This is a genomic window from Streptomyces sp. ADI95-16 (assembly GCF_003721495.1).
Classification (GTDB): domain Bacteria; phylum Actinomycetota; class Actinomycetes; order Streptomycetales; family Streptomycetaceae; genus Streptomyces; species Streptomyces goshikiensis.
In genome coordinates this window covers 4,590,557-4,602,440 of sequence record NZ_CP033581.1, presented here as the reverse complement: position 1 = coordinate 4,602,440, position 11,884 = coordinate 4,590,557, and the positions used below count along the sequence as shown (strand labels likewise).

The window sequence follows — 11,884 nt, the reverse complement described above, 5'->3', positions numbered from 1 at the left end:
GCGGGGACGCTAGCGGGCGGGTCTGACAATCCGGCTAACGGGCGATGATGAGGCTCATGGCCTCGCTCCGGGTCGCGGGGTCACGCAGCTGACCGCGGACGGCCGACGTGGTGGTCTTCGCTCCCGGCTTGCGGATGCCCCGCACAGACATGCACATGTGCTCGGCCTCGATCACGACAATGGCACCGCGGGCTTCGAGAATGCGCATCAGCGAGTCGGCTATCTGCGTGGTGAGTCGTTCCTGCACCTGCGGACGGCGGGCGAAGACCTCGACCAGGCGGGCCAGCTTCGACAGACCGGTGATCTTGCCGGACTCGGCAGGGATGTAGCCGACGTGGGCCACACCATGGAACGGCAGCAGGTGGTGCTCGCACAGACTTACGATCTCAATGTCCTTCACCAGGACCATCTCGTCGTGTCCGAGGTCGAACGTCGTCGTCAGCACGTCCTCCGGCTGCTGCCGCAGCCCGGCCAGGATCTCCTTGTACGCGCGCGCGACCCGCGCCGGGGTCTCCAGGAGGCCCTCGCGGTCCGGGTCCTCACCGACCGCGATCAGGAGCTCTCGGACTGCCGCCTCGGCGCGCTTCTCGTCGAACTCGCCGATCGTGCCCTCGCCACCGGTCAGGGTCACTGGGTCGGTCATCTCATCCTCGTTCCTGTGTGCCTGTGCGCTCGCGCTCGCGGGCACGCGAAAGTGCCGCGCCCCCCAGGCTAGAACCTGGGGGGCGCGGCATCCATTCCGGAGGGGTCGACCGCCGATTACTCGGGGCGATCCTCAGGGGCGGGCTCCGGAGCCTTGTCCACCGACACGGCCGGCGGGGTCGCCGAGGTGCCGTTCGCCGAGTTCGTCAGCTGGAGCTCCTTGGGAGAGAGCACCGGCGGGCGGGTCGACGGGGTGCGGCGGGAGGAGCCGGTCCACGCGGGGCGGGCCGGACGCTTCACGATCGTCGAGAAGACCTCGGCGATCTGCTCCTTGTTCAGCGTCTCCTTCTCCAGCAGCGCGAGGACGAGGTTGTCGAGCACGTCGCGGTTCTCGACCAGGATCTCCCAGGCCTCGTTGTGCGCGGTCTCGATGAGCTTCTTGACCTCTTCGTCGACCAGCGCCGCGACCTCTTCCGAGTAGTCCCGCGGGTGCGACATCTCGCGGCCCAGGAACGGCTCGGTGTTGTCGCCGCCGAACTTGATCGCACCGAGACGCTCGGTCATGCCGTACTGCGTGACCATCGCGCGGGCCGTCGCCGTGGCCTTCTCGATGTCGTTCGCCGCGCCCGTGGTCGGGTCGTGGAAGACCAGCTCCTCGGCCGCGCGCCCGCCCAGCATGTACGCCAGCTGGTCGAGCATCTCGTTGCGCGTGGTCGAGTACTTGTCCTCATCGGGCAGGACCATGGTGTAACCCAGGGCCCGGCCGCGGGACAGGATCGTGATCTTGTGGACCGGGTCCGAGTTCGGAGAGGCCGCCGCGACCAGGGCGTGACCGCCCTCGTGGTACGCGGTGATCTTCTTTTCCCGGTCCGACATGATCCGGGTCCGCTTCTGCGGGCCCGCCACGACGCGGTCGATCGCCTCGTCCAGCATGTGGTTGTCGATCAGCTTCATGTCCGAGCGGGCCGTGAGCAGCGCGGCCTCGTTCAGGACGTTGGAGAGATCGGCACCCGTGAAGCCGGGGGTGCGGCGGGCGACGGCCGAGAGGTCGACGTCCGGCGCGACCGGCTTGCCCTTCTGGTGGACCTTGAGGATCTCCAGACGGCCCTGCATGTCGGGACGGTCGACCGCGATCTGCCGGTCGAAACGGCCCGGGCGCAGCAGCGCCGGGTCGAGGATGTCCGGCCGGTTCGTGGCGGCGATCAGGATGACGCCGCCCTTCACGTCGAAGCCGTCCATCTCGACGAGCAGCTGGTTGAGGGTCTGCTCGCGCTCGTCGTGACCGCCGCCGAGACCCGCACCGCGGTGCCGGCCGACGGCGTCGATCTCGTCGACGAAGACGATCGCCGGCGCGTTGGCCTTGGCCTGTTCGAACAGGTCACGGACACGCGAGGCACCGACACCGACGAACATCTCGACGAAGTCGGAACCGGAGATCGAGTAGAAGGGCACACCGGCCTCGCCCGCGACGGCACGCGCGAGCAGGGTCTTTCCGGTGCCGGGCGGGCCGTAGAGCAGCACGCCCTTGGGGATCTTGGCGCCGACGGCCTGGAACTTCGCCGGCTCCTGGAGGAACTCCTTGATCTCGTGGAGTTCCTCGACGGCCTCGTCCGAGCCCGCGACGTCGGCGAACGTCGTCTTCGGGGTGTCCTTGGTGATGAGCTTGGCCTTGGACTTCCCGAAGTTCATGACCCGGGAGCCGCCGCCCTGCATCTGGTTCATCAGGAACAGGAAGACCACGACGATGAGGACGAAGGGCAGGAGCGAGAGCAGCACGCTGAGGAACGGGCTGGTCTTGTCCGGCGAGACGGTGTACCCGTCCGGGATCTGACCCGCTTCGTACTTGGTCTGGAGGTTCTGGGCGAGCTGGACGCCCTGGTCCCCGATGTAGTTGGCCTGGAACTTGGTGCCGTCGTTGTCGCCGAGCTTCTGGCCCTTCTTCAGCTCGATCTTGATCATCTGGCTGTCACCGGTGGTCAGCTTGGCGCTGTCCACCTGGCCACTGTTGATCGCCTTGATGACCTCGCTGGTCTCCACCGACTTGTAGCCGCCGCCGGAGCCGACGACGTTCATCAACACGACCACGGCGAGGACGGCCAGCACGATCCACATGACCGGCCCACGGAAGTATCGCTTCACGTCCATCCATACGGGGCGCTGAGCACCCCGTCCCTCCTGCCCGTAGGTAAATGCTGCTGTGAGTAAAGACTGTTCTTCGGAATGTACCCCTGAATTGTCACCCGCGGCCTCGTGGGACGGCTGACAAACCCGCCTTCGCATGCTTCAACGGCGGGCGACGCCCTCAGGTTCCCCGTCCGGGACCCGAGGGCGCGGGTGCGTTTCAGCCGCCGTACACGTGCGGGGCGAGCGTGCCCACGAACGGCAGGTTGCGGTACTTCTCCGCGTAGTCGAGGCCGTAGCCCACGACGAACTCGTTGGGGATGTCGAAGCCGACCCACTTCACGTCGATCGCGACCTTCGCGGCGTCGGGCTTGCGCAGCAGCGTGACGACCTCCAGGGAGGCCGGCTGGCGGGAGCCCAGGTTCGACAGCAGCCAGGACAGCGTCAGACCGGAGTCGATGATGTCCTCGACGATCAGGACGTGCTTGTCCTTGATGTCGGTGTCCAGGTCCTTGAGGATCCGGACCACGCCCGAGGACTGGGTCCCGGCGCCGTACGAGGACACCGCCATCCAGTCCATGGTGAGCGGGGTGGACAAGGCACGCGCCAGGTCCGCCATCACCATCACCGCGCCCTTGAGCACGCCGACGATGAGCAGGTCCTTGCCCGCGTACTCCGCGTCGATCTTCGCGGCCAGCTCGGCCAGCTTCGCGTCGATCTCTTCCTTGGTGATGAGCACCGACTGGAGGTCGTCGCCCATGTCCTTCTCGTCCACCCGCATCACTTTCGTCGACGGCCGGGTCTCCGGGGGGTGCCCCCGGAGGGCTCAGCCGTGTTTCAGCACCAATCAGCCCTGCCGGATGACAAGTCTGCCACCCTGCCGCTGGGCCTCCACCCGGCCGGGCAGGTTGATGGCGCCCTGACCGCGCCATCCGGTGATGAGGCGGTCGACTTCCTCGATGTGGCGGGCGAAGAGGGAACCCGCCGGGGAGCCCGCCGCGACCACGGCCCGGCGCAGCACGCGGCGGCGCACGGCGGGGGGCAGGGCGTACAGCTTGGCGCACTCCAGCCGGCCGTCCGCGTCCCGTACGCCGGCCTCGGCGTCGGCGGCCCAGGAGTCCAGGGCGTCGGCGTCGTCGCGGGAGAGCTGGGCGGTCCGGGCGAGGGCCTCGACCACCCCCTTGCCCAGGGCCTTCTCCAGGGCGGGCAGCCCCTCGTGGCGCAGCCGGGAGCGGGTGTAGGCGGGGTCGAGGTTGTGCGGGTCGTCCCAGACGGGGAGGGACTGGACCATGCAGGCCTTGCGGGCGGTCTGCCGGTCGACCTGGAGGAAGGGGCGCCGGTAGCGGTTGGTGCGGCCGGGGCCGCCGGGGCCCGCCGAGACCTCGGGCATGCCGGACAGCGAGCGGATGCCGGAGCCGCGGGCGAGGCCCAGCAGGACGGTTTCGGCTTGATCGTCCCGGGTGTGGCCGAGCAGTACGGCGGCGGCTCCGAGCCGGTCGGCGGCCTCGTCGAGGGCGCCGTAGCGGGCGTCGCGCGCGGCGGCCTCGGGGCCGCCCTCACGGCCGACGCGCACGGCGACGGACTCCACCGGGTCGAGGCGGAGTGCGGTCATGCGGGTGACGACCTCGGCGGCGCGCAGGTCCGAGCCGGGCTGGAGGCCGTGGTCGACGGTGACGCCGCCGGCCCGGATGCCGAGCTTGGGGGCTTCGAAGGCGAGGGCGGAGGCGAGCGCCATGGAGTCGGCGCCGCCGGAGCAGGCGACGAGGACGAGCGGCGCGGCGGCGCCGGGGGTGCGGCTGTCGGTGAGGTCGGTCAGGACGTCGTGGAGTACGCGGCGGACCGCCAGGCGTATCGCCGCGACCGCAGGATGGGGACCCATGTCCGGTGCCCTTCGGTGGAGTTCGGATGCCTCGGAGGCTTCGGGGTGTGCGGTGTGTGGTGCGTGCTCGGCGGGCGGGCCGCCGTGGTGCCGTGCTGCCCGCCCGGCCGTCCCCGCGGGGGCCGCCCGCGGGGAGAGGGTTGTCACTCAGAGTGCGTCGATGGTGACAGAGCCGAGCCGTTCCCCGAGCATCGCACGCCCTTCCACGCCCCACGGTCCCTCGGAAGGGTGACGCTGCTTCCCCCAGAGGGACACGTTTACGCCTCGCGGGCCGCTCCCGGTCGCCTCACTTCCCGTGTACGCGCGCCACCCAGTCCGACGGCTTGGCGATCTCGCTCTTCGTGGGCAGCGTGTTCGGGGAGGTCCACACCCGGTTGAAGCCGTCCATCCCCACCTCGCCGACGACGGCCCGTACGAACCGCTCCCCGTCCCGGTACTGCCGCAGCTTCGCGTCGAGCCCGAGCAGCTTGCGCAGCGCGGCGTCGAGGCGGCCCGCGCCGCTCGCCCGGCGCTGCTGGAACTTCTCGCGGATCTCGGCGACCGAGGGCACCACCCCGGGGCCGACGCCGTCCATCACGAAGTCGGCGTGCCCCTCCAGCAGGGACATGACGGCGGTGAGCCGCCCGAGCACCTCGCGCTGCTCGGGCGTCTGCACGAGCTCCACCAGCGAGCGGCCGTCCTCGCCGTGCTCGTCGGCGGGGCGGGCGCCCGCGAAGGACTGGGCGGCCTCGCGCAGCCGCTCCAGGACGTTCATCGGGTCCATCTCGGTGGCGCCGAGGAACGTCTGGATCTCGCCCTCCAGGTGGTCCCGGAGCCAGGGCACGGCGGTGAACTGCGTGCGGTGGGTCTCCTCGTGCAGGCACACCCACAGCCGGAAGTCGTGCGGGTCGACGCCCAGCTCGCGCTCCACGTGCACGATGTTCGGGGCGACGAGCAGCAGGCGCCCGCCGGTGGCCGGGCCCGGCAGGTCGAGCGCGGCCGGCGCGAAGGTCTCGTACTGGCCGAGCACCCGGGAGGCCAGGAAGCTGAGCAGCATGCCCAGCTCGACGCCGGTGACCTTGCCGCCGACCGCGCCGAGCACGGCGCCGCCGGGGGCGCTGCCGCGGCGTTCCTGCATCTTGCCCAGCAGGGGGCCCAGGAGTTCCCGGAAGCCGGCCACATTGGCCTTGACCCAGCCGGCCCTGTCGACGACCAGGACGGGCGTGTCCTGCACCGTCGCGTTCTCGGGCACCATCCGCGTGTACTCGCGCACGTGCCGTTCAGAGGTCTTGGCGTGCCTGCGCAGCTCCGCCACCACGGCCCGGGCCTCGTGGCGGCTGACCTCCGGACCCGGCCGCACCAGCCGGGTCGCCGTCGCCACCGCGAGGTTCCAGTCGACCATCTCCGCACCACCGATGCTCGTCATGCGTCAACCGTACGTGGACCGGCGCCGCCGCGGACCCCCTCAGCGCGTGCCGGCGACGGCGGCCGCCAGCTTGTCGAGGGCCTTCTCGGCGCCTTCGGGCCCCGGGGTGTTCGCCGCCAGGAAGGCGAAGGCGAGGAGCCGCCCGGAGGGGTCGACGACGGTGCCCGCGAGGGAGTTCACGCCCGAGAGGGTGCCGGTCTTGGCCCGGACCAGGCCGGCGGCCGGGGAGCCGCCGCTGTTGCGGCCCCGCAGGGTGCCGCTGAAGCCGGCGACGGGCAGCCCGGTGAGGACGGGCCGCAGCTCCGGCCGCTGCGGGTCGGCGGCCTTGGCGAGCAGCGCGGTCAGCAGGCCGGCGCTGACCTTGTCGCTGCGGTCCAGGCCGCTCCCGTCGGCGAACCGGGAGCCTGTGGTGTCGATGCCGAGGGAGGCGAGCTTGGCGGCGACGGCCTTCCCGGCGCCCTCGAAGCTGCCGGGCTGTCCGGAGGCGAGGGCGCTCTGGCGGGCGAGGGCCTCGGCGATGTCGTTGTCGCTGTTGGTCAGCATCCGCTCGACGAGGCCGCCGAGCGGGGTGGACAGGGTGGTCGCCAGCGGTTCGGCGTCGGCGGCGGCCCTGGCCTTGGCGGGCGCGCCGGTGACCTTGATGCCGCGGTCCGCCAGCAGGCCGGCGAAGGCGCGGGCGGTGTCCCCGGACGGGTCTTCGGAGCGGTCGGCGGGGCCCGAGAGGGAGTCGTTCAGGCGGCCCTCGTCGGCCGTCAGGGCGCTCAGCGGCGCGACGTTGGGGTTGAGGCCGATCGGGTGGCGGGCGGGCCCGGAGTAGAGGGAGTCGTCGTAGCCGAGGCTCACGCTGTCGGTGCCGGCCGCCTTGAGCGCCTGGGCGGTGTCGGCGGCGAGGGCGACGAGGCTGCCGCCGGAGCCGGCCGGCGGCTTCTTGCGCGCGGTGAGCGAGGGGTCGCCGCCGCCGACCAGGATGATCTGCCCGGGCGCGGCGCCCGGGGTCACGGTGGTGCGGAAGCGGTGCTCGGGGCCGAGCGCGGCCAGTACCGCGGTCGCGGTGGCGATCTTGACGGTGGAGGCGGGGGTCATCGGCTCGCGCGGCTTGGCCTCGTACAGCACCCGCCCGGTGGCGGTGTCGATGACGGAGGCGGTGCGCAGGGTCCCGAGCGCGGGGTCGGCGAGCAGCGGCCGCAGCGCCTCGGCGAGGGCGTCGTCGGAGCCGGAGCCGGTGCCCGTGCCCTCGCCGGTGCCCGTGCCGGTGCCCGTGCCCGGCTGCCGCCCGGCCTGCTCCCCCAGCGGGTTCCCGGCCTGCTTTTCGGCCTGGAGGGCCGCCGGGAGGCCGGAAAGCACCCCTGGCGCGCTGGGTGCGGCCTCCGGGAGCCGTCCGGAGCCGTGATCTACGCCACCCATCCGGCTCCAGGAGGCGGCCCTGTCCCGCTCGGCCTTACGCTGGCCGGAGTCCCAAGGGCCGGTGACGGAGACCGTCGCCGCCGACAGGACGAGGCCGGCGACGGCCGATGCCGCGATGAGCTGCCAGGTCTTGACCAAGGGCACCTCGGACCAGCCCCTTTCGCGATCACGGATATGCGTGAGGGACACTTAACCACTGCGACTTGCCGCGAGCATGGCACCCCACCCGGCAGGGCCGGGCCGGACGTGCACGCAGGTGAACCAACGCAGTCTCGAAGCAATGAAGCTGATCATGGAGGAGCAGGACGTGGAGTTCGACGTCACCATCGAGATCCCCAAGGGTTCGCGGAACAAGTACGAGGTGGACCACGAGACCGGCCGGATCCGTCTGGACCGTCGCCTCTTCACCTCCACCAGCTACCCGGCCGACTACGGCTTCGTCGAGAACACCCTCGGTGAGGACGGCGACCCGCTGGACGCGCTGGTCATCCTGGACGAGCCGACCTTCCCGGGCTGCCTGATCAAGTGCCGCGCGATCGGCATGTTCCGCATGACGGACGAGGCGGGCGGCGACGACAAGCTGCTGTGCGTGCCGGCCTCGGACCCGCGTGTCGAGCACCTGCGCGACATCCACCACGTGTCGGAGTTCGACCGCCTGGAGATCCAGCACTTCTTCGAGGTCTACAAGGACCTGGAGCCGGGCAAGTCGGTCGAGGGCGCGAACTGGGTCGGCCGCACCGAGGCCGAGGCCGAGATCGAGGCCTCGTACAAGCGCCTGGAGGCGCAGGGCGGCCACCACTGAGCCGTCGCGCTCCGCTGGACGCCGGGTAGGCGGGACGTTCCGCCCGCCCCGTGACACCCCGGGCGGTACCCCCTCACGCGGGGGGTGCCGCCCGCTGTCGTTTGGTTTCGCCGGAAACGGACACGTTCCGCATACTGATACCCGGGCTGACCAGGACGGGAGGACGCGTGACGGAGGCCGATGGCTCCGGAGGTACCGAGGACCGGAAGCCGAAGTCCGATGAGGCGCGCAGCGCTTTCACGACCCCGGCCGGAATGGTGCCGGAGGCGATCGAGGAGGACCAGCCGACCTCGGAGTTCTCCGTGCCCGACGGTCTCGCGGCGCAGCTGCCCGAGCCGGAGGGGTCGGCGTTCGCGACGCCCGCCACCTACAGCGCCCACCACTCGCCGCCCGCCTTCACCCCCGGCCCGGGCATGCCGGTGTCCCGCATGACGGACTCGCTCTGGCAGGACCGCATGCGCACCATGCTCCGGATGCCGGTCGACGTCCGTCCGGTGCCCGAGCCCGCGCAGCGGCTCAGCGAGAGCGGGCCGGCCGTGGGCCGCGTGCTCGACCTGACCCTGCGCATCGGCGAGCTGCTGCTCGCGGGCGGCGAGGGCGCCGAGGACGTCGAGGCCGCGATGTTCGCGGTGGCGCGCAGCTACGGGCTCGACCGCTGTGAGCCGACGGTCACGTTCACGATGCTGTCGATCACCTACCACCCGTCCCTCGTCGACGACCCCGTCTCGGCGAACCGGACGGTGCGCCGCCGCGGTACCGACTACAACCGGCTCGCGGCCGTCTTCCGGCTGGTGGACGACATCAGCCACGCCGAGACCGACACCTCCCTCGAAGAGGCCTACCGCCGTCTCGCCGAGATCCGCCGCAACCGGCACCCGTACCCCGGCTGGATGCTGACCGCGTCGGCCGGGCTGCTGGCCGGGGCCGCCTCCACCCTCGTCGGCGGTGGCGTCGTCGTCTTCCTCGCCGCCGCGCTCGGGGCGGTCCTGGGCGACCGGCTCGCGTGGCTGTGTGCCGGGCGCGGGCTGCCGGAGTTCTACCAGTTCGTCGCGGCCGCGATGCCGCCCGCCGCGATCGGCGTGGCGCTGAAGCTGGCCGAGATCGACGTCAGGGCCTCCGCGGTGATCACCGGCGGGCTGTTCGCGCTGCTGCCCGGGCGGGCCCTGGTCGCGGCCGTCCAGGACGGTCTGACGGGCTTCTACATCACCGCTTCCGCCCGGCTGCTGGAGGTCATGTACCTCTTCATCGGCATCATCATGGGCGTGCTGGTGGTGCTGTACCTGGGGCTCCAGCTGGGCGCCGCGCTCAATCCGGAGGAGGCCCTCCTGATCACGGAGCGGCCGCTGATCCAGATCGCGGCGTCGATGGTGCTGGTCTTCACCTTCGCGATCATGCTCCAGCAGGAACGTTCCACCGTGCTGATCGTGACCCTGAACGGCGGGGTCGCCTGGGTGACGTACGGGGCCCTGCACTACGCGGGCGGGATCGCCCCGGTCGCCTCCACGGCCATCGCCGCCGGGCTCGTCGGCCTCTTCGGGCAGTTGTTCTCGCGCTACCGGTTCGCCTCCGCGCTGCCGTACGTGACGGCCGCGATCGGCCCGCTGCTGCCCGGCTCGGCCACGTACTACGGGCTGCTGCTGATCGCCGAGAACAAGCTGAACGAGGGCATCGGCTCGCTCACCAACGCCGCCGCCATCGCCCTGGCCATCGCGATCGGGGTGAACCTCGGGTCCGAGACCTCCCGCCTGTTCATGCGCATCCCGGGCGCCGCGAGCGCCGCCAAACGCCGCGCGGCGAAGCGGACCCGCGGCTTCTGAGGGCGGTACGGGTACGCGTACGCCCCGGGGACCACAGCGGGTCTCCGGGGCGTACGGACGGGCCGGCGGGGCCCGGCGGGGGCGGTACGGGCGCCGCCCGCCGCGTCAGCGCTTGGCGTGACGGCCGCGCGGGGCCTGCGGCTGCTCGGCCGGACCGCCGCCCTGGGCGCCGCCGCCGGCCGCCTTGGACTCCTTGCGGGCCTTCATCACCTCGAAGATCACGGGGATCAGGGAGATGAGGACGATCAGGACCAGGATCGTCTCGATGTTGTTCTTGATCAGCTCGATCTGGCCGAGCCAGTAGCCCGCGATCGTGATGCCCGCGCCCCAGCCGATGCCACCGATGACGTTGTACGTCAGGAAGGTGCGGTACTTCATCGAACCGGCGCCCGCGACCATCGGCGCGAAGGTGCGGATGATCGGCACGAACCGGGCGAGCACGATGGCCTTCGGGCCGTGCTTGTCCATGAACTCGTGCGCCTTGTCCAGGTTCTCCCGCTTGAAGACCTTGGACTTCGGGCGGTTGAAGAGCTTCGGGCCGAAGAACTTTCCGATCATGTAGCCGACCTGGTCACCGATGATCGCGGCGGCCACGATCAGCGTGCAGACCAGCCACAGGGGCTGCTTGATGTACTCCCCGTTGGCGACCAGCAGGCCCGCCGTGAACAGCAGGGAGTCGCCGGGAAGGAAGGCGAACAGTCCCGATTCGGCGAAGACGATGACCAGGATGCCGATCAGGCCGAAGTGCGAGATCAGATAGTCCGGGGACAGCCACTCAGGGCCGAGCGCAAGCGTGTACACGAGTTCCGGGCTCTCCTGGATCGGGGGGATCGGGGGGGTCTGCGGGCGTCTGGGGGAAGTCCACAGGCAAGCACGGGCGGGCGGGCACGGGCAGGCAGGCGGACGCGACGGTGGTCCTCAATTTAGCAACGCCCACGGCCCCCACCGGGTTCCAGGTACCCGGTGGGGGCCTCGACGGGGCGGTGACGCGGAGATCCGGCTAAACGCCCCGGACCGCGTTGGCGAGGATCGCGTCCCGCAGGAAGACCGCCAGACCGGGCCGCACGGCGTCGTAGAAGGCCGTGAACCGCTCGTCCGCGACGTACATCTCCCCGAGGCAGGTGTGCATCTCGTACGGGCACGCGTAGTGGTTGCGGCCCAGCCAGCCGCGGTGCTCCTCGGCGAGGTCCATGGCCCCGGCGGAGTCCGCCGCCGCGCCCGAAGCCATCAGCTCGCCGAGCCGCCGGTTCAGGTCCTCCATCTCGCTCTGGATCCGCTGCCAGTCGTCCTTCGTGTACGTGGCCGCCCGCCGGGCGGACTCCCGGTACGCGTCAGTGCCGCCCCAGCGCCGCTCCGCCTCCCCGGCGTACCGGTCCGGGTCGAAGTCCCCGAAGACCTCGAACTTCTCCTCGGGCGTGAGGTTGATGCCCATTCTGTGCGCCTCCATGGCGTGCTCAACGGCCTCGGCCATCTGCTGGAGCCGGGCGATCCGGCCGGACAGGAGGGAGTGCTGCCGGCGCAGGTGCTCCCTCGCGTCCGCGTCCGGGTCGTTCAGCAGGACCGCGACCTCGTCGAGCGGGAAGCCGAGCTCCCGGTAGAACAGGATCCGCCGCAGCCGGTCGAGGTCGGCGTCGTCGTACCGCCGGTGACCCGCATGGCTGCGGCCGCTCGGGGAGAGCAGCCCGATCTCGTCGTAGTGGTGCAGCGTGCGCACCGTCACTCCGGCGAATCCGGCGACCTGGCCCACCGAATAGCCCATCGCTTCCCGCTCCTCTGTTGGGGTACGCCCTTCACTGTGGTCCCTCACGTGACGT

At 71.2% G+C, this 11,884-nt stretch carries 10 protein-coding genes; 2 read left to right on the top strand and 8 right to left on the bottom strand.

What is annotated here, in order from left to right:
• Positions 1 to 34: 34 nt before the first annotated feature.
• From folE to dacB, 6 genes are all read right to left on the bottom strand, one after another.
• Positions 35 to 643, bottom strand: coding sequence for a GTP cyclohydrolase I FolE (gene folE, locus EES41_RS20390; protein WP_073774285.1), 609 nt, complete (start codon positions 641 to 643; stop codon positions 35 to 37).
• Positions 644 to 759: 116 nt separating this feature from the next.
• Positions 760 to 2,787, bottom strand: a complete 2,028-nt coding sequence (gene ftsH, locus EES41_RS20385; RefSeq protein ID WP_123079792.1) for an ATP-dependent zinc metalloprotease FtsH — start codon at positions 2,785 to 2,787, stop codon at positions 760 to 762.
• 196 nt (positions 2,788 to 2,983) lie between these two features.
• Entirely contained in the window at positions 2,984 to 3,544 is a 561-nt protein-coding gene (gene hpt, locus EES41_RS20380; RefSeq protein ID WP_037794157.1) for a hypoxanthine phosphoribosyltransferase, read from the bottom strand.
• Between the two features lie 66 nt (positions 3,545 to 3,610).
• Complete coding sequence (gene tilS, locus EES41_RS20375; RefSeq protein WP_073774283.1) at positions 3,611 to 4,642, bottom strand: tRNA lysidine(34) synthetase TilS; 1,032 nt, start codon at positions 4,640 to 4,642, stop codon at positions 3,611 to 3,613.
• Between the two features lie 286 nt (positions 4,643 to 4,928).
• Positions 4,929 to 6,047, bottom strand: a complete 1,119-nt coding sequence (locus EES41_RS20370) for a zinc-dependent metalloprotease (RefSeq protein ID WP_008742520.1) — start codon at positions 6,045 to 6,047, stop codon at positions 4,929 to 4,931.
• 39 nt (positions 6,048 to 6,086) lie between these two features.
• On the bottom strand, positions 6,087 to 7,595 hold the full coding sequence (gene dacB / locus EES41_RS20365; RefSeq protein ID WP_164495893.1) for a D-alanyl-D-alanine carboxypeptidase/D-alanyl-D-alanine-endopeptidase: 1,509 nt from the start codon (positions 7,593 to 7,595) through the stop codon (positions 6,087 to 6,089).
• Positions 7,596 to 7,758: 163 nt separating this feature from the next.
• On the opposite strand from dacB, the gene EES41_RS20360 reads away from it, so the two are divergent.
• Both EES41_RS20360 and EES41_RS20355 read left to right on the top strand, forming a co-directional pair.
• Complete coding sequence (locus EES41_RS20360; protein ID WP_008742522.1) at positions 7,759 to 8,253, top strand: inorganic diphosphatase; 495 nt, start codon at positions 7,759 to 7,761, stop codon at positions 8,251 to 8,253.
• Between the two features lie 167 nt (positions 8,254 to 8,420).
• Positions 8,421 to 10,070 carry a threonine/serine exporter ThrE family protein gene (locus EES41_RS20355; protein ID WP_123079791.1) on the top strand — a complete coding sequence of 550 codons (1,650 nt, stop codon included), beginning with the start codon at positions 8,421 to 8,423 and terminating at the stop codon, positions 10,068 to 10,070.
• A gap of 105 nt (positions 10,071 to 10,175) precedes the next feature.
• Here EES41_RS20355 and EES41_RS20350 read toward each other — a convergent pair whose 3' ends face one another.
• Together EES41_RS20350 and EES41_RS20345 are read right to left on the bottom strand one after the other, a co-directional pair.
• Positions 10,176 to 10,871 (bottom strand): DedA family protein, encoded by a 696-nt coding sequence (locus EES41_RS20350; protein ID WP_123079790.1) that lies wholly within the window; start codon positions 10,869 to 10,871, stop codon positions 10,176 to 10,178.
• 199 nt (positions 10,872 to 11,070) lie between these two features.
• Positions 11,071 to 11,829, bottom strand: a complete 759-nt coding sequence (locus EES41_RS20345; protein ID WP_123079789.1) for a MerR family transcriptional regulator — start codon at positions 11,827 to 11,829, stop codon at positions 11,071 to 11,073.
• Positions 11,830 to 11,884 lie beyond the last annotated feature (55 nt).

What these genes read in the sequence shown, in the direction of transcription:
- folE (WP_073774285.1), bottom strand. Translation starts at nt 643, where the DNA reads ATGACCGACCCAGTGACCCTGACCGGTGGCGAGGGCACGATCGGCGAG.
- hpt (WP_037794157.1), bottom strand. Translation starts at nt 3,544, where the DNA reads ATGCGGGTGGACGAGAAGGACATGGGCGACGACCTCCAGTCGGTGCTC.
- EES41_RS20345 (WP_123079789.1), bottom strand. Translation starts at nt 11,829, where the DNA reads ATGGGCTATTCGGTGGGCCAGGTCGCCGGATTCGCCGGAGTGACGGTG.
- ftsH (WP_123079792.1), bottom strand. Translation starts at nt 2,787, where the DNA reads ATGGACGTGAAGCGATACTTCCGTGGGCCGGTCATGTGGATCGTGCTG.
- tilS (WP_073774283.1), bottom strand. Translation starts at nt 4,642, where the DNA reads ATGGGTCCCCATCCTGCGGTCGCGGCGATACGCCTGGCGGTCCGCCGC.
- EES41_RS20370 (WP_008742520.1), bottom strand. Translation starts at nt 6,047, where the DNA reads ATGACGAGCATCGGTGGTGCGGAGATGGTCGACTGGAACCTCGCGGTG.